General features: G+C 43.9%; 29 protein-coding genes. 19 read left to right on the forward strand and 10 right to left on the reverse strand.

Annotated elements, in window-relative coordinates; genetic code table 11:
* Nucleotides 1–22 precede the first annotated feature (22 nt).
* The 5 genes from I2H39_RS07245 to I2H39_RS07265 all read right to left on the reverse strand — a co-directional run bounded on the left by I2H39_RS07245 (nt 23) and on the right by I2H39_RS07265 (nt 3,880).
* Nucleotides 23–1,534 (reverse strand): recombinase family protein, encoded by a 1,512-nt coding sequence (locus I2H39_RS07245; protein WP_006772914.1) that lies wholly within the window; start codon nt 1,532–1,534, stop codon nt 23–25.
* 94 nt (nt 1,535–1,628) lie between these two features.
* A complete protein-coding gene (locus tag I2H39_RS07250) occupies nt 1,629–1,844 on the reverse strand; it encodes a hypothetical protein (RefSeq protein WP_006772915.1) in 216 nt (71 codons plus the stop codon).
* Nucleotides 1,828–2,772, reverse strand: a complete 945-nt coding sequence (mobV, locus tag I2H39_RS07255) for a MobV family relaxase (protein WP_006772916.1) — start codon at nt 2,770–2,772, stop codon at nt 1,828–1,830. Before mobV ends, I2H39_RS07250 begins: the two co-directional genes overlap by 17 nt.
* Nucleotides 2,773–2,959: 187 nt before the next feature.
* Nucleotides 2,960–3,355: a replication initiator protein A gene (locus tag I2H39_RS07260; protein ID WP_006772917.1), complete on the reverse strand. Its 396-nt coding sequence runs from the start codon at nt 3,353–3,355 to the stop codon at nt 2,960–2,962.
* 111 nt (nt 3,356–3,466) lie between these two features.
* Nucleotides 3,467–3,880: a cysteine-rich VLP domain-containing protein gene (locus I2H39_RS07265; protein WP_009256047.1), complete on the reverse strand. Its 414-nt coding sequence runs from the start codon at nt 3,878–3,880 to the stop codon at nt 3,467–3,469.
* A gap of 329 nt (nt 3,881–4,209) precedes the next feature.
* On the opposite strand from I2H39_RS07265, the gene I2H39_RS07270 reads away from it, so the two are divergent.
* Together I2H39_RS07270 and I2H39_RS07275 are read left to right on the forward strand one after the other, a co-directional pair.
* A complete protein-coding gene (locus I2H39_RS07270) occupies nt 4,210–4,707 on the forward strand; it encodes a hypothetical protein (protein WP_006772919.1) in 498 nt (165 codons plus the stop codon).
* 13 nt (nt 4,708–4,720) lie between these two features.
* On the forward strand, nt 4,721–5,521 hold the full coding sequence (locus tag I2H39_RS07275; RefSeq protein ID WP_006772920.1) for a helix-turn-helix transcriptional regulator: 801 nt from the start codon (nt 4,721–4,723) through the stop codon (nt 5,519–5,521).
* Nucleotides 5,522–5,709: 188 nt separating this feature from the next.
* Here I2H39_RS07275 and I2H39_RS07280 read toward each other — a convergent pair whose 3' ends face one another.
* Nucleotides 5,710–7,005, reverse strand: a complete 1,296-nt coding sequence (locus I2H39_RS07280) for a tyrosine-type recombinase/integrase (RefSeq protein ID WP_002578309.1) — start codon at nt 7,003–7,005, stop codon at nt 5,710–5,712.
* Nucleotides 7,006–7,165: 160 nt separating this feature from the next.
* Complete coding sequence (locus I2H39_RS07285; protein WP_002578308.1) at nt 7,166–7,795, reverse strand: helix-turn-helix transcriptional regulator; 630 nt, start codon at nt 7,793–7,795, stop codon at nt 7,166–7,168.
* Nucleotides 7,796–7,970: 175 nt separating this feature from the next.
* Between I2H39_RS07285 and I2H39_RS07290 the strand changes: the two genes are divergently transcribed.
* From I2H39_RS07290 to I2H39_RS07315, 7 genes are all read left to right on the forward strand, one after another.
* Nucleotides 7,971–8,201: a helix-turn-helix domain-containing protein gene (locus tag I2H39_RS07290; RefSeq protein ID WP_002578307.1), complete on the forward strand. Its 231-nt coding sequence runs from the start codon at nt 7,971–7,973 to the stop codon at nt 8,199–8,201.
* A 144-nt stretch (nt 8,202–8,345) separates the two neighbouring features.
* Nucleotides 8,346–8,660 carry a DUF3847 domain-containing protein gene (locus tag I2H39_RS07295; protein ID WP_002578306.1) on the forward strand — a complete coding sequence of 105 codons (315 nt, stop codon included), beginning with the start codon at nt 8,346–8,348 and terminating at the stop codon, nt 8,658–8,660.
* A complete protein-coding gene (locus I2H39_RS29625; RefSeq protein WP_002594208.1) occupies nt 8,660–9,013 on the forward strand; it encodes a hypothetical protein in 354 nt (117 codons plus the stop codon). Before I2H39_RS07295 ends, I2H39_RS29625 begins: the two co-directional genes overlap by 1 nt.
* Nucleotides 8,989–10,710, forward strand: a complete 1,722-nt coding sequence (locus tag I2H39_RS07300) for a MobA/MobL family protein (protein WP_022621741.1) — start codon at nt 8,989–8,991, stop codon at nt 10,708–10,710. The genes I2H39_RS29625 and I2H39_RS07300 overlap by 25 nt, the downstream gene beginning before the upstream one ends.
* Nucleotides 10,694–11,398 (forward strand): DUF6040 family protein, encoded by a 705-nt coding sequence (locus I2H39_RS07305; protein WP_021369328.1) that lies wholly within the window; start codon nt 10,694–10,696, stop codon nt 11,396–11,398. The genes I2H39_RS07300 and I2H39_RS07305 overlap by 17 nt, the downstream gene beginning before the upstream one ends.
* 155 nt (nt 11,399–11,553) lie before the next feature.
* Entirely contained in the window at nt 11,554–12,012 is a 459-nt protein-coding gene (locus tag I2H39_RS07310) for a MarR family transcriptional regulator (protein ID WP_144100444.1), read from the forward strand.
* Entirely contained in the window at nt 12,002–13,321 is a 1,320-nt protein-coding gene (locus I2H39_RS07315; RefSeq protein ID WP_144096257.1) for an MATE family efflux transporter, read from the forward strand. The genes I2H39_RS07310 and I2H39_RS07315 overlap by 11 nt, the downstream gene beginning before the upstream one ends.
* A gap of 133 nt (nt 13,322–13,454) precedes the next feature.
* On the opposite strand, the gene I2H39_RS07320 is transcribed toward I2H39_RS07315, so the two are convergent.
* A complete protein-coding gene (locus tag I2H39_RS07320) occupies nt 13,455–13,691 on the reverse strand; it encodes a DUF6061 family protein (RefSeq protein WP_002578301.1) in 237 nt (78 codons plus the stop codon).
* Between the two features lie 358 nt (nt 13,692–14,049).
* On the opposite strand from I2H39_RS07320, the gene I2H39_RS07325 reads away from it, so the two are divergent.
* The 7 genes from I2H39_RS07325 (at nt 14,050) to I2H39_RS07350 (ending at nt 21,865) form a co-directional block, all read left to right on the forward strand.
* Nucleotides 14,050–14,259 (forward strand): hypothetical protein, encoded by a 210-nt coding sequence (locus tag I2H39_RS07325; RefSeq protein ID WP_003503778.1) that lies wholly within the window; start codon nt 14,050–14,052, stop codon nt 14,257–14,259.
* A 669-nt stretch (nt 14,260–14,928) separates the two neighbouring features.
* Nucleotides 14,929–15,072: a hypothetical protein gene (locus I2H39_RS29125; RefSeq protein ID WP_243281786.1), complete on the forward strand. Its 144-nt coding sequence runs from the start codon at nt 14,929–14,931 to the stop codon at nt 15,070–15,072.
* Between the two features lie 432 nt (nt 15,073–15,504).
* Entirely contained in the window at nt 15,505–16,518 is a 1,014-nt protein-coding gene (locus I2H39_RS07330; protein ID WP_138307662.1) for a LacI family DNA-binding transcriptional regulator, read from the forward strand.
* Between the two features lie 103 nt (nt 16,519–16,621).
* Nucleotides 16,622–17,878 carry an ester cyclase gene (locus tag I2H39_RS07335; protein ID WP_138307664.1) on the forward strand — a complete coding sequence of 419 codons (1,257 nt, stop codon included), beginning with the start codon at nt 16,622–16,624 and terminating at the stop codon, nt 17,876–17,878.
* A complete protein-coding gene (locus I2H39_RS07340; RefSeq protein ID WP_138307666.1) occupies nt 17,879–19,174 on the forward strand; it encodes an MFS transporter in 1,296 nt (431 codons plus the stop codon).
* Nucleotides 19,175–19,192: 18 nt separating this feature from the next.
* Nucleotides 19,193–20,200 (forward strand): nuclear transport factor 2 family protein, encoded by a 1,008-nt coding sequence (locus I2H39_RS07345; RefSeq protein ID WP_195626139.1) that lies wholly within the window; start codon nt 19,193–19,195, stop codon nt 20,198–20,200.
* 63 nt (nt 20,201–20,263) lie between these two features.
* Nucleotides 20,264–21,865, forward strand: coding sequence for a sodium/solute symporter (locus I2H39_RS07350; RefSeq protein ID WP_195626140.1), 1,602 nt, complete (start codon nt 20,264–20,266; stop codon nt 21,863–21,865).
* Nucleotides 21,866–21,929: 64 nt separating this feature from the next.
* Here the strand turns inward: I2H39_RS07350 and I2H39_RS07355 are convergent, their stop codons facing one another.
* Both I2H39_RS07355 and I2H39_RS07360 read right to left on the reverse strand, forming a co-directional pair.
* Entirely contained in the window at nt 21,930–22,511 is a 582-nt protein-coding gene (locus I2H39_RS07355; protein ID WP_195626141.1) for a LysE family transporter, read from the reverse strand.
* 12 nt (nt 22,512–22,523) lie between these two features.
* On the reverse strand, nt 22,524–23,891 hold the full coding sequence (locus tag I2H39_RS07360; protein ID WP_195626142.1) for a sodium-dependent transporter: 1,368 nt from the start codon (nt 23,889–23,891) through the stop codon (nt 22,524–22,526).
* Between the two features lie 134 nt (nt 23,892–24,025).
* Between I2H39_RS07360 and I2H39_RS07365 the strand changes: the two genes are divergently transcribed.
* From I2H39_RS07365 to I2H39_RS28830, 3 genes are all read left to right on the forward strand, one after another.
* Nucleotides 24,026–24,577: an XRE family transcriptional regulator gene (locus I2H39_RS07365; protein ID WP_195626143.1), complete on the forward strand. Its 552-nt coding sequence runs from the start codon at nt 24,026–24,028 to the stop codon at nt 24,575–24,577.
* Nucleotides 24,578–24,685: 108 nt separating this feature from the next.
* On the forward strand, nt 24,686–26,620 hold the full coding sequence (locus tag I2H39_RS07370) for a sigma 54-interacting transcriptional regulator (RefSeq protein WP_195626144.1): 1,935 nt from the start codon (nt 24,686–24,688) through the stop codon (nt 26,618–26,620).
* A complete protein-coding gene (locus I2H39_RS28830) occupies nt 26,587–26,781 on the forward strand; it encodes a hypothetical protein (protein WP_207746774.1) in 195 nt (64 codons plus the stop codon). The genes I2H39_RS07370 and I2H39_RS28830 overlap by 34 nt, the downstream gene beginning before the upstream one ends.
* Nucleotides 26,782–26,981 lie beyond the last annotated feature (200 nt).

Raw genomic sequence — 26,981 nt, forward strand, 5'->3', positions numbered from 1 at the left:
CTGACGGGAGGGGTTCCACCCATCAGATTTTCCATGTGATGTTCAAGCTGTCGCTTGTAGCGGCAACGGTGGTAATCATCAAATCCACCACCCGCCGCTTGTCGTCAAAGGATACATTGTCCCATGTGTCGAGGTAGCCGGAAATCTGATTGACCTGTTCCGGGCTGATGGCTTCCACCGTCAACTCGGCTATCTGCTTCACAAGTTCCTGTTTGCGCCCGTCCAGTTCCGCTATCTTCACATTCACATAGGAGAGCAGAACATTGTTTGCACCCGTCAGACTGTCCACCAGCTTTTCAATCTCGCTGTCCACATGGAGAAGTTCCACTTGCAGGGCGGCAATTTTAGGGTTTGCCTTTGCCGCTTTCTTTCTGCCTGTCAGCGTCTTGTAGCTTGCCAGTTTCTTTATCATCTGCTGATAAACAACCGCTTCCAGTTCCGAAGTAATGATTTTCCCGCACCCCGGACAACTCTTGTTATCCAGCCGTTTCGTACAGCGAAGGTATTGCTTGCCGGAGGGATTGAAGATACTCATAAGGGCATACCCGCAGTTCCCGCACTTGATTTTTCCCGCCAGCCATGTATGGGTAGCTTTTCGGGCAGACTGGATTTTCATGTTGTTCATCAGCTTCTTGCGGCAGGTCAGCCAGATGTCGGAGGGAACAATGCCCTCATGGGGAGCCAGTACCAGCATTTGGTCTTTCAAGTCGTTCTTTTTGCTGGGCTTCACATCTCGCCCTTGATACAGATAGCAGCCGTTCATGCCAGTAAAATCGGCAGCGTCATTGACAATGACCGTCCCTTGACTTTTGAAAAATTCGTACACATCAAGGTCTGCCTGCACATAGACAGGATTGCGTAACATCTGCGCCAGCGTGGGGCGTATCAGCTCTTTGCCGTTGAATAAAATCCCCTGTTCGGCAAAGTACCGGGTAATGTCCCCGTAGGAGGTTGTGGGCTGAGCATACATCTCAAACATCAGCCGGATATTTGCCGCTTCGTCTGGATTTACCACCAGCTTTTTTGTATTGATACCATCCATTTTGATAGGCTCGGTGTGGAAGCCGTAAGGAGCCTTGCCGCCCATTTTGAAGCCCCGCTGACTGCGGGAATAGTATGCGTCCGTTACCCGCTTCTGTATCGTTTCCCGTTCCAACTGGGCGAACACAATACAGATATTCAACATAGCCCGCCCCATCGGGGTGGAGGTATCAAACTTTTCCGTAGAGGACACAAACTCCACATTGTACTGCTGGAACAGCTCCATCATGTTGGCAAAGTCCAGAATGGAACGGCTGATACGGTCGAGTTTGTAAACCACGACTTTTGCAATCAAGCCCCGCTTGATGTCCCGCACCAGTTCTTGAAACTTCGGACGGTCTGTGTTCTTGCCGCTGTACCCCTTGTCTGTGTATTCCTTGCAGTTACCGCCTTTCAACTCGTATTTGCAAAATTCAATCTGGCTTTCAATGGAAATGCTGTCCTTTTTGTCTACCGATTGCCTTGCATAGATTGCGTCTATTCGATTATTCATATTGTCGCTCCTTTTCTTAAAAAAGAAACGGAGCTGCTGACACCTTTATTATACCGTCAGCAGCCCCGCAAATCAACGATGGCTTTGGAAAACCTTATGCCCCGGCTTCCTCACTCTGCCGTTTGTCGGCATACTTGCGGAACACCTCATAAAGTTGCTGTTCCAGTTCCCGGCGTTTTGCCGCTTCCTGCTCCGGCGTGAACACCGGGGAGAGGTTTTCCAGCGTGATTTCCCTGCCTTGAAAAGTCACGACTTCCGTTTCCTTTTTGTATCTGATAGTGGTACTTATAAAATCACCTTTCCTTTCCATGCTGCCGCTGCTGCCGTTTCAGTTCCGCCAGTATATCCGGCGGGATACGGTCAACCAGCCGCTGTAAATTGTCCAGTTCGCTTTTCAGCTTTGCCCGTTCCATCGCATCTTTCATCTTGCCTTTTTCACTGGCTTTTGCCCTTGCTTCCAGCTTTTCATTTTCCGCTAACAGGTCATTGATTGTGACCTTGTATTTTTTCAACTGCCCGGAGAAATTCCCCATCTGTGGGAACCACTTTTTCAGCATGGAGAGGGCTTCCTCTTTTTTCTTTCCGGCATTCAGCGGGTTAATGCCGTCCAGCGTGGCTTCAATGGCTCTTGCCTGTTTGGATAGATTGACCGCCTGCTTGAACAGACGGGTGGGGATATGCTTCCTGCCTGTCTTGCTGGCACTTTCCCCACGCTCCAAGTCGGGATATTTCTCCACCATATAGGCGTGAAAATCGTCCTGCCATTTTGAGAGATTGGCTCTGTTGCCGATAATCTCCTTAGCGCACAGGCGGTTGTCCTCTGTCAGAGGGACAAAGACCAAATGCAGGTGGGGTGTTTTCTCGTCCATGTGTACCACTGCCGATACGATATTTTCCCGGCCTACCCGCCCGATTAAGAAATCAGCCGCCCTATGGAAAAATTCCTGTATCTCCTTTGGGGGCTTCTTCTTGAAAAACTCCGGGCTGGCGGTAATCAGCGTATCCACAAACCGGGTACTATCCTTACGGGTGCGGCAGCCAGCTTGTTCAATACGGTTCTGTATAAAGTGGTAGTACCTGCTCTCCGGCTTAACAATGTGGAAGTTGTATTTGCTCCGGCTGGTGTCAATGTCGGGATTGCTGGCGTACTGTTCCTTTTGCCGTTCGTGATGGGCTTCCAGCGGCCTTGCCGGGTTGCCCTTGTGTTTCTCAAACCGCAAGATTGCGTGTTGTGCCATTCTGCTCCTTTCCTCGTTCCATTCTTTTCCAGCGGGTTTTCCACAGGGAAAATCCCGCCGAAACTATCTCTGATAGGATTGGAATGGAATAGATATAAATAAAATCGTTTTAATCTCTGTATTTCTATATACCGTCCGGTTTTCGTACTTCAAGAGGATTGATTATCGTACTCTATGAGTGCGGTTTTCAGTCCTCCGGCGTTCCATAACCGGATTTCTTGAAGTCGGTGTTTGAAACCGCTTCATAGGATTTTGGATAAATGCGGTTGGGTTTTCCACAGCCCTGCTTCTGGATTTCCACCAGTCCGGCATATTGTAGCTCCCGCAGGGTATTGACCGCTTTCTGCCGCCCGCAGTGGAGCAGCTCCACTACCTCGTTAATGGGATAGTAGAGGTAAATCCGCCCGTATTCATCTGCCCAGCCGTTTTTTCGGGATAGGTCTGTCCGGCGCAGGATAAAGGCGTACAGAACCTTTGCTTCGTTGGACAGGGGTGTGAATGTGGGGGCTTCAAAAAGGAAATTGGGAAGCCGGGTAAAGCTGACCGCCTTTTCCGGCTGATGGATATAAATGGTGTTTGCCATATCGTGTTTTGTGGACGGTTAGAAGCCTGTTTCCGGGGGCAGACGGTAGTTTCTATTGCCTGCCCCTGTTCTGTGCTTGCAAAGCCTTGAAAATCAAGGACTTTTCAGCCCCTAACTGTCCACAGTAGACCTCCTTTTCCGTTCACTTTCTGTTTTCTGCCGCCTGTGAACTCTGGCGGCGCAGTCGGGGCAGTACTTTGCCCGGTTGGATTTAGGGACGAACACACCGCCGCAGACCGCACAGCGTTTCAAGTCCTTATCCCGGAAAATCTCCGCTTCCAGCGTCTTGTCCAGCGGCAAAACCGCCCAGCGGAACCACTTACAGCAGACCGAGAAAGAAACCGTCTGCGGACAGGTGCAGGTGTCCCCATCGTCAAGGAACATACAGTTCCCGTCCTCATAACAGCAGCACTCCCGGCGGATCAGGGCGTTTGCCTGTTTCCGCTGCGCTGGGGTCATGCGGTAAAGGGAACCGTCCGGCCTGCGTTCCAGCGGTGGCAAGTCTTTATAGGGGTTATCTCTCATGCGTTCCCTCCATTTTTCGCTTTTGCCGTTCGCCCCGAAAAGGCTTCCTGCCCCATTCCTGCGGCGTGTTCCGGCGTTGGCACGCTCCCCGCAGCTTCTGGACACTTGTCCCGAAGTGACCTCTGGACAAAGTGTCCAGAAGTCCGTCTCCTTGCGGTGCTTCCCCGGCCGGGGTATTTCTTTTCGGACGGTCATTCGGTTTTCAAGGTGCTGTCCATCGATGAACTACCCTAAGTCTACACCTAAATGACCGTTCGTCCCGTATATCCAAGAGGTAGGAAATCCGCCAAAAAAACTGCCTATTTCCACGCTCTCGGAATTGTGGTAGAATGAAAAAGAGAAATGTAGCAGGAGGTGGAAATGAAATGTATAACCTAAATTGGTCAAGAAGTGACCTCACCCGGCAAAAGCTGGGGACGTTCTGTGAATACTACGCAAAAATGTCATTAGCCTCTTATGGAGTGAGCATTTATACTTCCGAGGTTGATGACCATGGAATAGATTTTATTGCAGAAAGCAAGAGAGGATTTTTGAAGTTTCAAGTTAAAGCCATTCGCAAAGGAACAGGCTATGTTTTTATGCGGGAGGAATATTTTGATATTTCAGACCAATCACTTTACTTGTTCTTGCTTTTGCTAAATGATGGCGAACACCCCATAGAATATTTAATTCCTGCGACCACATGGGATAACGACAGTAGTAATACTTTTGTTTACCATTCATACGAGGGTAAAAAGTCGAAACCAGAATATGGCCTAAATATTTCTGCCAAGAACATTCCGCAGCTCGAAAGATTTAAGTTAGAAAATATGATAACGGCAATATAATGAGGAACAAAATATGGCTTTAACCATTCAAGAGCGCCTAAAAGACCTGCGTGTAGAGCGTGGGCTGACGCTGGAACAGCTTGCGGAGCAGACCCACCTCTCCAAGTCTGCGCTGGGCAGTTATGAAGCGGAGGATTTTAAGGACATCAGCCACTATGCCCTTATCAAGCTGGCGAAGTTTTACAGCGTGACCGCCGATTACCTGCTGGGGCTGTCCGAAACAAAAAATCACCCAAACGCCGATCTTGCAGACCTGCGTGTGAGTGATGATATGATTGAACTGTTGAAAAGCGGGCTGGTGGATAATTTCCTCTTGTGTGAACTGGCGGTACACCCGGATTTCCCCCGGCTCATGGCTGACCTTGAAATCTATGTGAACGGAACGGCAGTCAAGCAGGTACAGAGCGCAAATGCCATTGTGGATATTATGAGCGCAACCATTATGAAGCAGCACAATCCCGGCTTGTCCGACCCGCAGCTAAGGCAGCTTATCGCCGCCCATATTGACGATGACAGCTTTTGCCGCTATGTAATACAGCAGGACATAAACGGCATAGCCCTTGACCTGCGGGAAGCCCATAAGGACGATTTTTTCAGCGTCCCGGAGGACAATCCTCTGGAAGATTTTTTGCAAGCCGCAGAAGCAGCGTCCACTCCGGGCAGCGACCCGGAACAGGCGGCGATGGCGTTTATCTGTAAACGGCTCAAGCTGAACTATGGGAAGCTGTCGGAGGAAGAAAGAAAGTGGCTGAAAAGGATTGCGCAGAAGTCGGACTTGCTGAAAAACCCAAAACCGCAGCGGGGGAGAAAGTAAAGGGATAAATCGGAATTTGTGGAGAGATTTCCTGAACTTTCCTTATTTTACAGGCTTTTCAGCCCATTAAATAGTGAAATGATATGTATTTTCCCTTATTTTTGCCCTTATGCGGAATCCGCAAGGGAAATAAGGGGAATTTTTGTCGCATTGCATATCAATAATTGGTTCAGTGAACCAATTTTGATTTAAGCATTGCTCGCTACTTTATCAAGAAGTCTTGCGGAATCCCGTTTTGCTTTTCTTGTTGAGTGAGCGTAAATATTCATTGTGGTACTGACATCAGAGTGTCCTAACAGTTCCTGTACATCTTTCGGTGCAGCCCCATTGGAAAGCAGATTGCTGGTGTAGGTGTGACGTAACTGGTGGAAATGGAAATCTTCAAATCCTTCCAGTTTCTTTGACACTGATCTGCATACAATGCCGAGTGTACTCGGCAGTTCCAGGGAGCCATCCGGTCGCAGGCAGACAAAGGAGATTTCTTTGTAATCTGCCGGGACTTCCTGTGTACCGTCAAGATGATAGTATTCATAATAGACCCTGTTTTTCACATGCACTTCTTTGTAGTAATTGCGGTGATAGAGTTCGCCATACTGCATCCGGTTTTTGAGCTGCTCTTTTCTGGTAGCTTTCAGTATTTCAGTCAGAGTATCTCCAAAATCAACAATTCTTACTTTTTTCCGTTTCGTTGGTCCAATAATGTTTTTGTGTTTCATGCCGTCGTAGCGGATACTGCGTTTTATGGTCAGGCATTGTTCTTCAAGGTTAATGTCCTGCCATGTAAGACCACAGGTTTCCCCGATACGGAGTCCAGCATAATACGCAATCTGAATCGGCAGAATGGCAGGTGGGTTTTTCTTTTCCAGATACTTGATAAGTCGCTCATAATCCTCGTGTGAAATCGGCTGTGTGCTTTCTTCCACTTCATCATCAGAAAAGAGGTCAACTTCCTCTGCCTGTCGTTTCAGCTTGATATATTGCATCGGATTGAAACTGATTAACTGTTTTGGAAATACTGCAAAACGGAATGACTGCTGTAACACTGCGGAAAAAGAATGGATATAATCTTTGCTGTATCCTTTTCTTACTTTCCCATCTGGAAACTCACCACCAAATGTAAGCAGGTCGAGGAAACCCTGTAAATGTTCGGCAGTAACTGTTTTCAGCTTTCGGTCTGCAATCGGGTGTTTCTTGATACATCGGATTGCACCAAGATAATTTTCCACTGTACCGTTGCTGAGTGTCCCAGTTTTCAGTTCTTCTTCTGCCCACATGTCCAGAAGTTCCCCTACGGTAAGATTATCTGCCTTTGCAACAAACTTCTTATCTTCGTAGTCTTCCAGTGCCTTGCGGAGAAGCTTTTCCGTCTCACTTTTACTTTCGGTTCCGGCATATTCTTTCTGAACCATTTTTCCGCTTGCGTCCTCTACATAGAAGCGATAGTACCATTTCTTTCCTTTTTTTCTAACAGATCCTTTTGCCATAATCGTATGTCTCCTTTCGATATCAGACAATCGGAACTGTTGAAATGCTTCTTGCGTGTAGGCATCTTATGGACAAGTCCATAAGCCAATTCGCCGCTCGTCAAATCTGTAAACAGCCTGACTCGCTTGTGCTCATTGTATCACAACTCCGGTTGCCTTACTATACCGATTCAGAATCGTCATACATAACTTCGGATAAAAGATTTGCAAGCCTTTGTTCTGCCGCTTCCGGTTTCTTTGAATAGAGCCTTACAACATCTGCCATATCGTTAAATGCGTTGACAGTATGTGTGATCTCCCTGAGAAACATAATCTCATTATATTCATCTTTCGATTCAAATCCCATTACTTTAGCAATGTCCACATCTTTAGTACTGCCTTTGTAATTTTTACAGGCGAACTGAAACGAATCCAGAAACAGTTCATATTGCTTTAACATTAACAGCAGTAAGTCTTTAGAAAAAGCGTCTTCTGTTTTATTAAGATCAAGAGGTAACTGTTTAAGAATATCGCCCATCACATCACGAATCTGCAATTCTTTCTTATCCGTAATATCAGTTTCATATTCATCGGTTTCCCCTTTGAGCCATTCAATCGATACATGAAGTGCTTCCGAAAGACCTTCCAGTACCATCTTTTTGGTATTGTCAATCGAACCATTCTCATAACGCAGGATTGTGGAAGCGGTAACTCCCATCTTCTCTGCGACATAAGGCTGTGTCAGATTTAATTCCAGACGGCGCTGTTTTGCCCTGCTGCCGATCAGCTTGCGTAGTTCTTTATCTTTCATGCTGATGTGCCTCCTTTTTCGGTATGTCATTACTATACCACGCAACAAAATATATTGCAATATGCAATTTTAAGAAAAGCAGCAAAATTTCATAATGCTTGACAAAGCAATATAAACACGCTATACTGACAGCACAAATGAAATTGCATAATGCAATTCGAAAGGAGGTGGTCATATGACGCAAAGAAAGATTGCCTTATCTATTGAGGAAGCTGCTGATTATACGGGAATTGGCAGGAACACCCTGCGAAAGTTGGTAGAGTGGAAGAAACTTCCGGTATTGAAGGTTGGGAGAAAAGTCCTGATCAAAACGGATATGCTGGAACTTTTTATGGAAGCCAACGAGGGCAGGGACTTGAGGGATAAGGGAAATGTGAAAGCAGTCACAAGAAACGGTTCAACTTAAAAAAGCGGTTCCCGAAGAAACCGCCAAAGGTTCTATCAGACCGGAGTCATGATATACCTACACGCAAGCAGATTATACCATGTACTTCGTCTGACAGACAACAGGAAACTTATGTTTGGAAAAAAAGAAAGGACGATGATATTTATGGCAAGATCAACAAAGAGTTATGAGGAGCGTATGCTCCAGTTGGAAAAGAAAGAACAGGAAAGCCTTGAGAAAGCAAAACAGTATGCAGCACAGAAACGGGAACTGAAGAAACGTCAGAAAGATGTGGAAACCAAAAAACGGACACACAGGCTCTGCCAGATTGGCGGTGCAGTGGAATCGGTACTGGGTTCTGCGATTGAGGAAGATGATATCCCAAAGCTGATCGGCTTCTTAAAAAGGCAGGAAGCAAATGGGAAATTCTTCTCAAAGGCAATGCAGAAAGAGCCAGTTGCAAATACGGAGGAAGTGTAATGCCGGAGGGAGTGGAGTTTCCATTCCCTTCATTGCTTTTTTATGAAGGGCGCACTTATGGACAACCAGAGGTCGTCCGTATAAGTTTGCCACAGGTGGCAACCGGTCTGTGCTTACGCTTGCCGGGCTCGTTCCGTCGGCGGGGCTTTCAGCCAGACCTGCTCATGCCGCAGGAGGCACTCTTCGCCAGAGGGGCACATTCCATGCAGGCTGTTATGCACAGGGCACTCTTACGCAGAGGGTGCTCCGGCAGATACCATTTTCTTTTAGGAAAAACGTTACCTGCCGGAAATCAAAGCCGGATACGGCAGAATGGGGGAAACGGAGCATGGCGATTTTTCATTATACAGTAAAGATTGTTGGACGCAGCAAAGGAAAATCCATCATATCGGCGTCTGCTTATCTCAATGGCGATGTGATGAAAAATGAAGAAACAGGCAGGATCAGCTACTATACTTCAAAAAAAGAAGTCGTTTATACCAGCCTGCTGATGTGTGAAAATGCACCACAGGAATGGCAGAATGTACCTGCTGAAAATATCAGACGGTTCCAGAAATCTGTCCGATATAAAAGGGCAGATAACCAAAATGCTGCACTGGAAAAATTCAAACTTACTTTTCAGAAGCAGCGTTTATGGAATGAAGTCTTGAGGATAGAAAAAAGTTCAGATGCACAACTCGGCAGGTCATTTGAGTTCTCACTTCCGAAAGAATGGAGCCGACAGGAACAGATTGATTATACAACTGAATATATTCAAAAGACCTTTGTAGATAAGGGAATGTGTGCGGATTGGAGTATCCACGATAAAGGAGATGGTAATCCCCATGTGCATTTACTGGTGACGATGCGACCATTCAATTCAGACCACTCATGGGGTAACAAAGAAATCAAGGATTGGGAGTTTGTCAGAGATGAAAATGGAAATATCGTGGTGGATGAATCCCATCCGGACTGGTGGCAGGATAAAAAGGACCCTGACCGTCATGGAATCCGAATCCCCGTACTTGATGAAAATGGAGTCCAGAAAGTCGGGACAAGGAACCGTAAACAGTGGAAACGTGTATTAACCGATGCTACCGGGTGGAACAATCCGAAAAATTGTGAGCTATGGCGGAGCGAATGGGCAAACGTCTGTAATGCACATTTGAAAACGGAAAATCACATTGACCACCGTTCTTATGCAAGGCAGGGAAAATTAGAGATACCGACGATCCATGAGGGCGCAGATGCCAGAAAAATTGACGAGAAATTTCAAAACGGACAGACATCCTCTACTTCATGGAAAGTAGAGGAAAACCAGATCATAAAAAGACAAAATGCACTGCTGGATAAAATACAGATTTCTTTTGGAAAAGTATCCAGTGCATTAACACAATGGAAGGAGCGATTGCGTGACATTAGAAGAAAGCCGGGAAGTCATTCCCATGATGGAGACAATGATAAACCAGATCGAGGAACAGCAGAATATTATGGCAGAGATGGTACAGGAATTGCAGGAACGGGACAGGCAGCTCCTGTCTTTTCAGGAGCAGAACCAGAGTTTAAAAAGCTTAAACAGCGAATTATCCAGGCTGCTAAATCTTTTGCCAGATACAGAAGAACTGCTCTCACAGATCGAGCAACAGAAAACCAGAATCGAACAGTTGGAAAACGAGAATCAGCAATGGCAGGAATTAACGCAGAAGCTGAACAACGAGAACAGCTTATTGCAGAAACAGAACAGCGAATTGCTGACCTTAAACAGCAGATAGAGAAAGCGAGGGAGATCGATGAGCGAATGCAGAAACTTAGAGAACGTCGGGCAGGTGGAAGAACTTCTGCTGATGACCGAACAGATGCAGGACGAACTGGATCAGAAAGACCAGACAATCCAGGAACTAAACAGGCAGCTAAGCGAATCGCTGACCTTGAACGAGAAATTGAACAGCGAAAACAGAGCCGAGAATATCGAAGCATTGCGGACAAGATTAAGGCAAACAGAGGAACGATTGACCAGCGAGACAGACAGCAGGAAAAGAGCCGACGCAGAAGCCGTGGCATGGAAATTTAAGTATGAAAAAGCAGAGCAGGAAAAACTTTATGCACAGACACACCAAAAGACGGTAGAGGTAGCTGTTGAGAAAAAAGTGCCTTATGAGAAATGTGAAAAATGTGACCGTACTGCTTACCGGAAAGCAAAAGAAAAATGCGATAGCCGTAAAAGCCAGTTAGAAAAGAAATATAAAAATATGACGATTGGTTATGAAAGTATCTTGTTTCTACTGGCATGGTACAGCATAACAACAACACTGTTTACTGCGATTCTTTCGCCGGTTTTCCTTAACGACTGTATCGTCTTTTTCGGTGCGTTAGGAAAAGGAATGGGAAGTTTATTTCGGGAGTTTGTGACAGGTGCAGACTCTTTCGGACAGTTAAGCAGTGGAATACCTAACAGTATTCTTTCCGGGATTGTGTATTGGCTGATTGCCGGTACTGTCATGGCAATTTTATTCGTAATAACCGGGTGGCTGATAATCGGGATTGGTTATCAGGTAGGAAAAATCTACCGGAAATATTGTTGGGATATCATCAGTATCGTGGTAGCGATAACGAGTACAGCTGTTGTAATTTACTTTGGAGAATGGATTAAAAACGCTAATCCGATAAATCTTATTGTATTGCTATTACTGTCGCATATTATTTATATTGGAATCAGATGTTATGTGAAAGACTGGATGGAAGAACGAGGATATTATTAAAAGAGGGCAGGGAAATTTCATAATCTTCTTGTCCTTAGTAAGGGACTATTGATTGTTTATATAAAGAAAAAGTATATAAATAAATCTTGACAATTAGTACGAACTCGGACTATAATATAAAAGTCCGGATTCGTACTAATTTAAGGAGGAAAAAGATGAGAAAAGATAATAATATGATAATACAGTTGCAACGATATTATGCTTTATGGAAAGAATGTACAGCAATGTATGAGGAATGGTCAAAGGATCAGGGACTGTCTTCAAATAGAGTTTTTGCTTTGTATTCATTTTATGAAAGTAATGGAAGATGCACGCAGAAAATGATAAGTGAAGAATGGAATATATCTAAGCAAACGGTAAATACGATACTAAAAGATTTTCAGAAAAAAGGATACATCAATATGGTATCTGATGATTCAGACAAGAGAAATAAGCTGATATGCCTCACAGAATCAGGAATGGAATATACGAAAGATATCATAGAAAAACTGCACTCAAAAGAAATATATGTAATCGAAAAAATGGGATTAGAGAATATAGAAAGTCTTAATGATAATACAGAACTGTTTATCAGACTTTTCAAGGAAGGAGATTGTAAGAAAAATGAATCATAAATCATTATTTTTTAAATATGTTATTCCATCTATTATAGCATTTGCATTATCAGGAATATATGCGATAGTGGATGGATATTTTGTAGGCAATACCATAGGAGATGCTGGACTTTCGGCTATTAATATTGCATATCCGATTGAGGCTTTGATTCAGGCTCTTGGAACAGGAATTGGTATGGGAGGAGCTGTTTATTACTCAATTAATGCAGCAGAAAAGAAAGGAAAACGGGCAGAAGAATTTATTGCTACAAGCTGGTGGCTTCTTGTAATAGTAAGTGTTATCAGTACCATAATTATTTACTCCTTTTCGTCTAAAATTTTAGGATTGCTTGGAGCAGATGGAATTATATTAACAAATGCGACAGATTATATCAAAATTATAGCACTTGGAGCAATATTGCAGATTCTTGGAACTGGAATGATGCTATTCATTAGAAATTATGGAAACTCTTTCTGGTCAATGTTTGCGATGGTTGGTGGATTCATAACCAATATTGTTCTGGATTTTATCTTTGTATGGATATATGAAATGGGCATGAAAGGTGCAGCCACAGCTACAATAGCCGGACAGGGTGTGACTGCAGCAATTGCAATCATATACGCATTATATAATAAAAAGTTTTATGTGTATGTATCCTTAAAAAATGTAAAAGAAATGTGTGGCGCTATATTCAGAGTAGGTCTTGCACCATTTGGGCTAGCATTGACTCCTAATATTTCATTGGTGTTTATAAACCGATTCTCCGCTTCTTATGGGGGAGAAAAAGCTATTGCAACTTATGCATGTGTATCCTATATTATCTGTATCATATATCTCATATTGCAGGGCGTAGGTGATGGAAGTCAACCTTTAATGAGCCGTTTTTATGGTGAGAAGGATCAAGAAAGCCTGAGAGGAGTTCAGAGAATGGCATACATTTTTGCAATAATTCTTACTGTTTGTGGTGGAATTATCATGTATGTAAACAGAGCAAATATTGGAGGGGTTTTCGGAGCTTCTTATGAAGTAAGTATTGAGATTTCTAAAATTGTACCTATATTTTTAGTGTCATTACCATTTGTTGCGATTACCAGAATAGCGACAGCTGGATTTTATGCTACTGAAAAAAGTGGATTGTCATACATTCTTACATTCATTGAACCAGTATTGATGCTGATATTTATGCTTGTTTTACCACCTTTATTTGGTGGACAGATTATGATATGGTGGAGTACGGTATTGGCACGTGTTTTTTCAGCGATTCTGGCATTCATACTAATAAAATATTGCGAAAAGGGAGATTTGCAATATGGAATACAGAAAATTTAACAATCAGATAGTAGCAAGAATAATCTAGGTTTATCTATTGTATTTTTAAGGACAGCCTCATAGCAATAGGGCTGTCCTTTTAAAATTATGAAGCTAATTTTTAATAAATTCTAGTAGATTTTGATTGGAATAATCATAACTCTAATGAATCTTCAGCATCTACCCACATCTGTAAATTCCCATCAAGATATAACCTTGCATATTCTAATGGCTCATCGATTGCAAGCGATGTCAAAGCACAATCAGATCCAGGTGTGGTTCTTAAATTTTTTTCTGCTTCCCAACAATCAATACGGAGTATATAGCCCGTATTAGTATATACATCAATGCTGTTGCACTGTGGATTGTATTCTGCAAATATTGTTCTCATCGTATCCCATCTCCTTATCATTTAATCAATCAGTAGTAGCAAAAATTAAGAAGCATTTCAATCAGTTCACCATGTCACTTTTATTTTGTGTTATACTGTCTTATAGATTTTTCTTGCCCTTGTATTTGCCCTTATCAGAGTGCATAAACACTGATGGGACGATATAACACAAGGGAAATAATAAGGGAAAGCTCACCTGCGACAAATCCAGTGTTTTCAAGGGGTTGCGAAGAATTTAATAATAAAATATAACAGTTATTAAATTTCTTAAAACAGGTGAAATCTCAATCGGGATTTGGCAAAGGCGTGTATATGAAAAAGTAACTTCCAGTTTGCAAGAGAAAGGTATGGTGAGCGAATGAGAATATTATACGAACTTTCATGGTTATGGGAGACGCTGGTTATTGCGCTTGCGGTTGCGGCTGTTTGCGTGGTTTGCGCCATGCTAATCTGTAAGGCAGTAAAGAAGAACCTCAGCAAAAAAACGGCGGCAGTTATCGGCGCAGCAGCGTTTGCGGGCGCTGTTTTGGCAGTCATTGTGATTGCCCGGACTCCGATGCCGCTTTGATTAAACGGGATGCTTGATTGCCTGTGCATAAGTACAACTTCAAGTTTATCGGGGAAATAGCAAAGCCCTAAAACGGCTTCCCGCCCATTTCAATTTTGAGAGAAAAATCCGTCTGTTTTTTCGTGAGTGTGTCCACAAGTTCGGGACATTTTGTCCCGAAGTCCGGCGTGGGACGAGGAACGGGGGCTTTCATATACGCCCTGTCTGCTGATAAAACCAGTCCTGCGTTTGCGGCTCCACGCCACGCAATCACAGCCCTGCTTTCCTGCCGCTTCAAATGCCCTTGCCCTCTCCGGCGGCAACGGCATTTTCACGGCAACGCCGACAGAGCGTATAACACACTACACTTTGCGAGCAAAGTCGTGTGCCAAGGGGCAAGCCCCTTTGGAAACCCCTGACAACAAAACAGGCTGAATATCCCGCACTTTCCCGGTGCTTGATACTCAGCCTTTATTTGTTGTCAGCAGCCCCCGTTTCGTGGTCTGCGTGTAGTTCCTTGTAAACTGACCTAAGACGCTTGATAAATATTATGCGGTGTTTAATATAGGCCTGAATCCTGAAAACATACCACAATCAAGTCAGGGAGAATTAAAAGGAATACCCACTGAAAAAGGAAGTAAGTATAGGATTACTGACTGTGAACAGAGTTCTGATGGAACCTTTTTGTATATGAAATTGAATTATGAAAAAATTGACGCTGAGACAAATGCTGTATTGCGGACCGGAACGCTCTATATGAAACTTTACAAGAATAATTCAGAGGATGTTGGCTATTACATTGACGAAATCAGTAATCAGGAGTCATTTGGGTAATTTGAAAAATAGGCAATTTAAGAGAAGTAAAAAGGCTGGGGAATGTCCCTGGCCTTTTTCGTTCCCATGCCAGCAAAATGAGAAGAATAAAAATGGCGGATGCGAAATTAGCGGAAATTGCACCGGGAACATGGTCGTGGGGATTGAGCGCCGTGAAGCGGAAATCAGGTGTTTGGAAATTATCCCGGCGTGGGAGCATCCGAAACCATGTTTGGAACGTTTGCCAGGGAATCTCCAGGGGAATATGAGAGAGAGGAAATCAGTGAATGAGTACAGAGGTAATATGAATATAAGTAAAATCTTTTTGTGCAAAAGAACCAATTCATATTGTGATAATTCAATAAAATTATATAATATGGAAATTGAGTCTTGACTTTTCAAACGTTTTAAATTACACTTTACTTAAGAAAAACAAGAAGGAAAAAAGCAAACATGACAATAAAAGATATCGCCAAAAATTTAAATGTGAGCTATTCCACTGTCTCTCTATCCCTAAATAACGACCCGAGGGTTGCAGAAAAAACAAAAAAACGTGTCATAGAGGAGGCGGAGCGTCTTGGGTTTACATTCAATTCCAATGCACGCAGTCTGGTGACGAAAAAGACAAACCGTATTGGCATTGTTTTTTCAGATAATTTCAATGCACCAGATTACAGATGGTTTTTTAATGAGATTGAAACATATTCTACCAGAGCAGTTGAAAATTGCGGATATGATTTTTTTATACAGCCCAATAAAAATATCCATTCACAGAGCAACATCCTGAGAATGGTCAACGGAAAAATGGTGGATGGTCTGGTTATTTTTTCAAAGACCCTCACAGAGGCTGAATACAGATTTCTTTGTAATGCTGATATTCCTTATGTATATGTTTATTTTAAACCGCCCTACTCTGCAGATATACCGGATAACTTTTTTTGGGATGATAACAGGAAGGGAGGATACTGGGCTACGAAGCACCTTTTGGAACATGGACACAGGAAAATTTTGACGATTCGTTCCAGTGACCCGGAACTGAAGATGTATGATGACCGCACGGCCGGATACATGGACGCCATGGAGGAATACAGTGCAGAGCCGGCTATATTGACAGCCCGGATGGACTTTGAATCCCAGAGGGAGTTTGTAAGTCAGAATATTGAGTATTTACGTGAATTTACCGGAATTTTTTCCCAGCAGGACCTTCCTGCGTTATCCATTGTCCAGCAGTTGAAAAAATACTACGGGATGGATGTCCCGGGGGACATATCAATCGTAGGTTATAACGATATCGAATTGATTTCCTATCTGGATATTCCTCTGGACACCATCGCAGACCCCAGGGAGGAGGTTATAACCAATGCGGTCAACTCCCTTATCTGCCGCATTGAAAATAAGGAGGATTTAAATCCGCGTAAAATCTATCCCCGTTTAATGATACGGGGGTCTGTACAGGATTTGATATAGCCCGGCCCTGTGAAATGGGTGATTTTTATCGTTTCATACTTAGCCTTGTAAAAGGCTTTGTTTTTGATAATAATTTCAAACGTTTGAAAAGGAGAAGGACGTTATGGCAGTGCAAGAAAAAGAATCTGCTGCGAAAGAAAAAACTGGTGTTGAGGACCAGGTGATTCTGAAAATGGCAGATACAAAAAAGGAAGAGGAGAAAGGAACGCAGATGATGGAAAGACAGCAAATCAATGACAAGATTTATTATGGTGAGACGGAGGAGGTGAATCCGGTCAGACATGCGGATTACAATGATTACCTGAAGCTGGCCGAATCTAAGCAGCAGCTGCCTGGTTTTGATGGGGAGTACCGCGATATTGTGGATTATGTGCTTAAGATAACCCATCGGATATGGGAGGAGAAGGGAATCGGGGTCATTTACGATACGTACCATAACGATGTGACCATGCACTGTGCTTCCACGAATCTGGTGGGAATTAAGGATGTGGTTGCCAACACATTGATGACATTGCATTCATTTCCGGACCGCCGTCTGATTGGTGAGCAGGTTATCTGGTCAAAGCATGATACAAAGGGATATCTTTCCTCCCACAGGGTCCTGTCCACGGCTACGAATCTCGGTGACAGTGACTTTGGCAGGGCAACAGGAAAGAAGGTGAATTTCCGTACGGTCATTGACTGTGCCATTGAGAATAACCGCATTTACGAAGAGTGGCTGGTGAGAGATAACCTGTGGCTGGTGAAACAGCTGGGATTCGATGTCCATGAGGTTGCAAAGAATATGGCCAGAGGGGCAAAGGGAAAAACCCCAGCCCTACAGTCCAGATACGGCCTGGGAGAATCCATGGAGGGACAATTCTTTCCTGAGAAATACAGAGCCAAGGATGACAGTGTCGGGGAAATGATGCTGGAGATGCACAGCCACGTATTTAACTACAAAATGATTAATGAAATCAGGACATACTATGCAAAGGATGCTGTAACCCATTATATATGCGGGAAGGACCTGGTTGGCTATGAGGAAATTCAGGGCATGGTCATCAGCCTCTTAGCTTCCTTCCCCAATGCACACCATAGCGTGGACCGTATTACCTGCAATAGACGGGCAGGTGAGGATGAATGGGATGTGGCTGTCAGGTGGAGGCTGCGTGGACTGCATGAAGGCCGCGGCATGTTTGGCGCGCCATCCATGAAGCCGGTGGAAATGTTGGGAATTAACCATTACCGGATTGCAGGAAACCGAATTCAGGAAGAGTGGGTTACATTCGATGGCTTAGATGTATTGAAGCAGATTTACCTGGAGACAGATGATGCTTATATAAAAACAGATGATAGCATGATAGAGGGGGAGAGATAAATGTCTGCAATAGCACAAGAAGCATTTGGAGCAGAAAATGATATCATTTTAGGGAAAAATATATCGGCTGCACGCAGAAGCCTTGCATTCCTGTCCATCGTCATTGTATACTTTTTTTATTGCTACAATTTCATGGTGGGAACCTTTGTTAAGCCTACCATGATAGCGGAAGCAGCCGCTGGAGGGTTTGGATTTACACTGCAGCAGTCAGAAACAATTTTTGCGGTTATGTCCTTTGGAACGATTCCGGGGACCATTGTATTCGGAATCCTAAATGCTAAGATAGGAAAAAAGTACACATTAATTGTGGTGGCATCTCTGATTGCATTGACCACGTTCCTTCCCATGATGGCACCTGGCAGCTATACGGTGTGGCTGGTGGCCAGGCTGGTTACAGGCGGTACCCTGGGAGGCGTGTTTGGATGTGCAATGCCTTTAGTGACGGAACTGTTTCCGCAGAAATACCGCGGTAAATTAGCCGCAGTTCTGACCAGTCTTTTTTCCTTAGCCATGATATTCGGGGGCCAGCTGTACTCTCTTATGGGAGATTCCAACTGGCAGGTGCTGATGTATACTGCAATTATACCGCCGGCTGTGGGTGCGGTGATGATATTTCTATTTGTGCCAAACGATTATCAGAATACGAAGCAATTAAATGAGACATCAAAGAAACAGAATGAGAAAATCAGCTATCTAAATATGTACAAAGGCAAGTTCCTGTGGATTGGATTGGGCGTTATCCTTCTTTCCGGTGCAAACTTTACAGCCTATTCGGCCTTTTCCAATAATGCCACTACATATCTGCGTAACTCTTTGGGACTGAGTGCAGCAGTTGCCGGAGGCATATACAGCCTTCAGGGAATCGGACAATTAATCGGTTATAACATATGGGGATTTATTTCTGACAAATTCGGACGTAAAAAACCTCTGATTGGAATGGCGCTCAGTGCTGTGTTCGTGTTCCTCTTCATGCGATTAGGAGCCGGGAACATTGTCCAGCTTAAAATAGTATCCGTATTTCTCGGGTTTGCAGTTGGCTTTTCCGGTGCCTGGGGTGCCTATTATACAGAATTGTTCCCGCAAAAGTTCAGCGCCCTGTCTTCAGGGATTTCATTTAATGGAGGAAGAATCATATCCACATTCGCCATTCCGGCCATTGCAGGTCTTGGTTCCACAGCAATGGGGATGCAGGGGATTTTCATGGTCTCCATGGCAGTATTTGTGGCAGGCGCGGCTATATGGATGTTCCTGCCGGAAACATATCAGAAAAAAGAAACAACAGCAGATAAGGAATAAGACACAGGAGGTTATAAGATGGGAAAGTATCAGAAAACAAAAGGAGTAGTACTGTCATATTTTGATGCATTGGAAAAGGCCGGCCCGGAACAGGTGCCGCAGGTTCTCCGGGAATTTATGACGGAGGATTACAATTGGAAAGGGGTATATCCATTCCGTGAACAGAATGGCAGGGAAGCAGTGGCGGAAATATTCTGGATACCTTTAAAAAAAGCGCTTCGCCATATGCAGAGGAGGCAGGACATCTTCATTGCAGGTACAAATGAAATCAGCGGCGAGGAATGGGCCATGAGCATGGGGCATCTGATGGGATTGTTTGATGAGGATTTTCTGGGGATTCGCCATACCAGAAAGATGGCAAGTCTCCGTTATGCGGAATTCAGCTGTGTTAAGGATGGTAAAATCTGCAAGAGTGGTATGTTCGTAGATTTAATCGGTCTGATGATTCAGGCAGGTGAAAATCCGCTTCCGCCATCAACAGGAAATTATTTTATCTATCCTGGCCCCAGGTACCATGATGGAATCCTGTTAGAGGACGCGCCGGAAGAGGAAGGGATAAAGACCCTTGCTCTGGTGAATAAGATGGTAGATGACCTGGATGAGCTGAATAAGAGCGGGGCAATGGGATGCCCGCCGGAGGTCCTGGAAAAGGCATGGGCTTCGGACATGATTTGGTACGGCCCAGGGGGAATCGGAGCTTCTTATACCATTCCGCGCTACCAGGAACAGCATCAGCTCCCATTCCGCAATAATTTGAAGGATAAAACCTTTAACGGACATGTCTGCCGGTTTGCAGAAGGAAACTTTGCCTGTTTCTTTGGCTGGCCGAATCTGACCAATACACCAATTGGGGGATTCTTGGGATTACCCGGAGGCGGCCGTGGAGATATGCAGGTGGTGGATGTTTACTGCCGCAGGGGTGACAAGCTATCTGAAAACTGGGTTTTAATTGACCTTCCTTATTGGCTCAAACAGCAGGGACTGGATATCTTTGAGAGGACACGCCAGATTCTGAACCATGACTGATTAAAATTACCCGGGCCATCAGGCCGGACCATATAAAATTACAACAGAAAGGCAGGCATGACAATGACATTTACAATCATAGATGCTGCAATCATTCTCATTTATCTTTTAGGGATGCTTGTGTTAGGATTTATCATGGGAAAGAGCAACAAGACCCAGGAAGATTATTTTGTTGCAAAGCGTTCATTGCCATGGCTGCCGATTGGTCTGTCCATAGCAGCCACCATGATTAGCTGCAACAGTTTTGTGGGAGGACCAGGATGGGGGTATAACAGCGGCCTGCTGCCATTCATGCAGAATATCACAGTACCATTGGCATTGTTCATCAGCACAACTGTTTTTGTCCCTATGCTATATGATTTAAAGCTGACATCTGTATACGAGTATATTGAACTCCGCCTGGGCCCTAAAACCCGCATGGTAGCAGTACTGGGTTTCATTCTGAATTCTCTGATTCAGGTCAGCTCCATGGTATTTGTTCCTTCCCTGGTCCTGCAAAGGTTTATGGGTGTCAGTATCAATACCATAATACCGGTCATCGTGGTGATTGCGGTGGTTTATACAATGGCTGGAGGAATCAAGGCGGTTATTTGGACAGATGCCATTCAGCTGGTGGTAATATGGGGAGGCCTGATAGGCGGGATGATTTTTCTGTTCGCAAAGAGCGATATTGGATTCCTGGATACCGTCCGTATGGCTGGAGCTGCCGGGAAGCTGAAGGCATTGGACACCAGCTGGCAGTTTTCCCTGACTAATGAGAACGGTTTCTGGGCAGCATTGGTGGGGGGACTGTTTATGTGGTCGCGTTATTTTTCCTTTGACCAGGCCCAGGTACAAAGGATGTTTACCGCAAAATCCATTCGGGAATTAAAGCGCTCATTTGTTGTAAGCGGTATTATGATGAATGTCCTCTATTTCCTTTTTATCTTTCTGGGGACATTACTATTCATCCAGTTTGGAGGAACTGCTTTTGAAAATGCCAATGATGTGATGATTCGTTTCATCGGCGGGCTGCCGGTGGGACTGGTGGGCCTGCTTCTGGCAAGCCTGTTCGCAGCAGCCATGTCCAGTGTGGATTCCCTGCTGAATTCCATGTCCACGGTATTTACTAAGGATATTTATGAGAGATACATAAAAAAGGGAAAAGAGGCATCCCTGAAGACCTCCATGCTGGTATCAGCCCTTTGGGGTATTTTGATATATATCATTACCATGCTGGCCTTTTCAGGCACTTCAAAATCCATTCTGGCGGTTATCGGCAGTTATATATCCTATATAAGCGGTCCGACCTGCGGTATTTTTCTTTTGGCCATGCTTACAAAAAAAGCCACTGATAAAGGAACGGTATGGGGTGCTGTAATTGGTTTTATCATGACGCTGCTGTTTGGAAGATTAGCTGGGTTTACCTGGATGTGGAATTCTGCATTTGGCACCGTAATAACCTTTTTGTCAGGGTATGTATTCAGTTGTCTGCTGGGAGAACCAGTGACAGGGCAGACGGAGCGCTATACGGTCCAGGGACACAGGGCCTTTTTGAGGGGAGAGGGGCGTACCGAAGAGAATGGCATCAGCCTTTTGCCGTTTACGGTTGATAGGTATAGCATGATTTTGTTTGTGTTCTTTTTACTGCAGCTGGCGGGTGTACTGTTATTAGAGCGGCTTTGATTTTCCAAAGCCGCTGTGTTCATAAAAGGAATGAATATTCCGGGTTTCTATTTCAAATCAGCGTTTAAAGGAATAAGGAAACAGCACAATAAATAAGCAGAAGAGCCATGATTGCATTTACCAGTTTGGTATGTTTGGAGAAAAACTTACAAAATGCTGCTCCGAATAACGCCCATGCGAAAGAGCCGGAAGCACCAATTAGAGATAGTATGGCAGTAAACCCTATCAATGGAGCAGCAGAATGATAAACAGGTAAAATATAAAGGGACATAGCCGTAATTGCATAGATATAAATTTTAGGATTGGCAAATTGCAATACCATACCTGAAAGGAAGCTGGCTTCTTTCCCGCCGTCAGCACTTAATTCATTAGAGCTTTTCCAGACTTTCCATGCAAGATGCAACATATAGGCAGCACCCAATATCTGCATGACAATTTTTACTTTCGGAAGAAACGAATAAAGCGTTGCACTAAAGGCGGTACAAATAGACATAACCACTGTAAATCCCGCCAGTATGCCGAGATTAAATCGGACGCTCCGGCGGAATCCCAAGCGTACTGCATTGCTCATGGACAGCAGATTATTAGCGCCCGGCGTATAAGCCGTAATAAAACAATAAATCAGGAAATCATATAAACGGAACATATTAACCTCTTTCTATTTCAACAGTGATAAATAGCCACTTATGAAAATTATAAGTACGATAATTGGCAGTATATAGCTGATGTACTTTCTTGCACAGCCGGGATACGGCAAGCCTTTTCCAATGGACGTTTCTTTGTAAAAATCAGCCCAGCCCCACCCATAACCGCGGGTACAAAACAAAAGGAAAACAAGACTGCCCAATGGAAGCAGATTATTACTTAAAATAAAATCTTCTAAGTCAAGGACACTTGTGCCAGTTCCCAACGGTTCAAACTCTTTCCAGATGTTAAATCCAAACACGCAAGGTAATGACAGCAACAGCAGCAGTAAAAGATTTACAGAAACTGATTTTTTTCTGCTGCAGCCTGTTAAATCCATTCCATAGGTGACTATATTTTCAATTACCGCAATAACGGTGGAAATAGCGGCAAACACCATGAACAGGAAAAATAGACTTCCCCAAAGGCGGCCTCCATTCATTGTATTAAAAATATTCGGCAATGTAATAAACAGAAGATTGGGCCCGCTGTCCGGTTTTACACCAAAGCTGAAGCAGGCAGGAAAGATAATCAGTCCTGCAAGAAGTGCAACCACAGTGTCAAGAACACCCATATACAGCGCGTCACTGGTTAAAGAATGACTTTTATCAATTCGGCTTCCGAATACGGATAACGTACCAATTCCGATACTCAATGTGAAAAACGCCTGCCCCATTGCTGCAAAAATACATTCAGGCAATCCGATTTTCTGCATGGTTCCAAAGTCCGGATAGAGGTAGTAGCGCAATCCTATTTCCGCATGGGGAAGCATGACAGACCTGACAGCTAAAACAATTAATAGGCAAAATAATAGTGACATCATGATTTTTGTAACGCGCTCCACACCCTTTTGCAAGCCGATTGCACAAATGCCAAAGGAAACAACAATCACAACAAAGGAGCATGCAATCATGGCAATGGGGTTTCCAAGCAAATCAGAAAATAGATAGGAAATATCGTTTGAAGTAAGTCCCTCAAATCTGCCCTTTACCATTTCTAAAAAGTAGTAAAGCAGCCAGCCGCTGATTACCGTATAAAACATCATCAGCAGATAGTTTCCAATGATGGTTGCATATTTAAACCAATGCCATTTTGTTCCTTCCGGCTCCAAAATATTAAATGACAATGCGGTGCTTCGTTGACTTGCCCGCCCCACCGCAAATTCCATTACTACAATCGGCAGGCCCAATATTACTAAAAAAATCAAGTAAAAAATGACAAAGGACGCGCCGCCGTACTTTCCGGTTATATAGGGAAATCTCCAAATGTTTCCCAAACCGATGGAACAGGCTGCGGTAATTAAAATAAATCCCAGCCGTGATGAAAAATGTTCTCGTTTCATAGTTTCAATCTGCCTTTCTTCTTTACAAATCCAAGTTAAAATTGTATAATGGTACAAAAAGATTATTATATCGCACTAGTACGATATAATAATACATCTAGTACATTATAATGTCAAGAGAGGGAGTGATTTTTTTGGATTCAATGAATATGATAGTCGCTAAAAATATTAAACGGCTGCGTGAAGAAAAAAAATTGAGCATGGACGAGCTTGTAAGGTTGAGCGGCGTCAGCAAGAGTATGCTTGCACAAATTGAACGGGGTGACGGGAATCCGACGATTTCCACATTGTGGAAAATTTCAAATGGAATGAAGGTGCCGTTTGACGCTTTGACTGTTCGCCCAAAAAGTCCGTATGAGATTGTAAGAACATCAGAAATTCAACCCCTGCTTGAAGATGGCGGAAAAGTAAAAAATTTTTCTCTTTTCCCGGATAACGAAAACCGTAGATTTGCAGTCTATTATCTGGAATTAGACGAAGGGAGTTATTGGGAATCCGAACCCCATTTAAAGGGAACCACTGAGTTTATTACAATCTTTACGGGTAAAATTGAGATTCAGGCGGGCGGTCAAAGTTTTATAGTTGAAAAGGGCGAAAGTATACGATTTGGGGCCGATACCGTACATTCATACAAAAATGCCGGCAGCGGAACTGTAATCTTGCACATGATTCTTTTTAACCCCTGATGGGGCGTTTTGTAAAACATAACAGCCACAGGTCCCGTAGACTGCAGGACCTGTGTAATTTATGGCATAATGTACGCAGTCAAAATATACAAAGGAGGGTGCAGCAGGTTGGATATATTATTTGTAGTCCCATATCCGGAGTTGGAACCGGTAGTGCAGGAAGTATATGAGGAATATCCTGAAAAGGACAAGGTCACGGTAGAGTTTAAAGTGATGACGGTTGACAGGGTCCGTGAGTACAAAATGGAGCGGGAATATGATGTTCTTGTGGGGCGTAATTTTACACTTGAGGAGCTAAAACGCCAGTATCCCACAAAGCCCGTTATTAATATCCCAATAACAGGTTACGATATAGTTCAGGCTCTCTATGAAGCAAAGAGGATATATCACTGCAGAAAGGTGGGAATAGTGGGACGGTTCTTTCATATGTATCAATATGAACATATGGAGGGGATTGCCGGAGTGGAAACTTCGTATCATCCGGTTGGCCAGGAGCATGATTTGGAATACTGTGTTGCCGAAGCAATGAAGCAGGGATGTGACTGCATTATAGGGGGATATTCCACCTATCTGTATCTGAAAGACAGTCCGATTCCGGTAGTGACGATAAAGGTCAGCCGGGAAACGATTTACAATGTGCTGGATGAAGCGGTTCACATTGCGGAAGAGGTGAAAAGGGAAAGGGAGCGGTCTGAACTTTTCAGAATCATTACCCAGATTTCAAATGCAGGTATTTTTTATGTTAATTCGAAAGGCCGGATTGAAATAGCAAACAGCGAGGCAAGAAGGTTGTTTCCAAACGTACAGGTATCAAATGGGGGGGGGGGGGCTTATCTGAGACAGACTGCTCCATTCATGCAGGAGGATGCAGAGCGTTGTTTTGAGTCTGGCGAACGTATTCCGGACAAAGTGTACCTAAGGGAGGGTACCTCGCTTTCGACTGATTTCATTCCTGTGAAAATAGGAGATTCCATGCCGGGACTGGTGATAAGTTTTATGAACGCAACCAGGATACAGCAAATGGAGAATCATATACGCCGCCAGATGAGTGATAAGGGGCTGGCTGCGCGGTATACATTTCAGGATATTATTCATAAAAGTGATATTATGGACAAGACCATTGAAAATGGCAGGAGATATGCAGGAGTAGCCTCCAATGTCCTGCTGGTAGGAGAGACTGGTACCGGAAAGGAACTGTTTGCCCAGAGCATACATAATGCAAGCAAGAGAGCAGGGAACGCTTTTGTGGCAGTAAATTGTGCGGCTCTGACGGAAAGCCTGCTGGAGAGCGAATTATTCGGCTATGTGGAGGGGGCCTTTACCGGCTCAAAAAAGGGCGGAAAAATGGGATTGTTTGAGATGGCCCACAAAGGCACTCTCTTTTTGGATGAAATATCAGAGATTCCTTTGACATTTCAGAGCAAACTGCTTCGTGTGCTGCAGGAGCGGGAGGTGCGCCGTGTGGGAGGTAATTCAGTCATATCCGTGGATGTACGAATTATTGCGGCTACTAATAAAAGTTTGCAAAGACAGGTGAGCGAGGGAAAGTTCCGGCAGGATCTTCTTTATCGCCTGAATGTGCTTAGACTATACATTCCCCCGCTGCGGAAACGGAGCGAGGACATTCCGCTTCTCTTCCATTACTATCTTCAATATTATAGCAATCAGTTTGGCTATGAGCTGCCAATCTTGTCTGAAGGGGCAGAGGAGCTTTTGAAACAGTATGCCTTTACAGGCAATATAAGGGAGCTTAGAAATATAGCTGAACGGTTAAGCGTGGTGCATAGCGGATTTATGATAACAGGGGAAGAGATGGAGGAAGCACTGGGACAGGATGATATTGAAATAACAGAAATCCCGGAACGGGCAGCGGGCGCCAGCCTTTCCTATATGATGTATGCGGAGGGGAAAAGAGAGCAGGAGAAACGATACATACAGCGTCTTCTGGGTGAACACGGATATAATAGGAGTGAGACAGCAAGGGCCATGGGTGTTGACCGTTCAACCTTATGGCGAAAAATGAAAAAATATGGGTTGCAGTGATGATGCGTTGTAAAAAACAACATAAGCAACAAAATAGTACTACATTTGAAGAAAAATTAACAAATCAAAAAAAGATGCTCATTTTATTGAAATGGGCATCTTTTTTGATTTGTGCCTGGCGGTGCATGTCGCTAATGGCTGCTGGGACGCAACTGAAATAAAGAAGAAACATTTTAAAACACATATATAACAAAATAATACAAAATGAAAAGAATATTTGCCTCAAACAGGAAGCGTCATATGTTTTTGTTAAAACCAAAAATATAAATTATTAAATAAGCCTGGGAATAGTATATAGATTGGCGTGTTTTTTGCTTCAAAATATATAAGAAAGATATAAATATAAGACAGGAGGAGAGAT

The organism is Clostridium sp. 1001283B150225_161107_B6 (genome assembly GCF_015556325.1).
Taxonomy (GTDB): domain Bacteria; phylum Bacillota; class Clostridia; order Lachnospirales; family Lachnospiraceae; genus Enterocloster.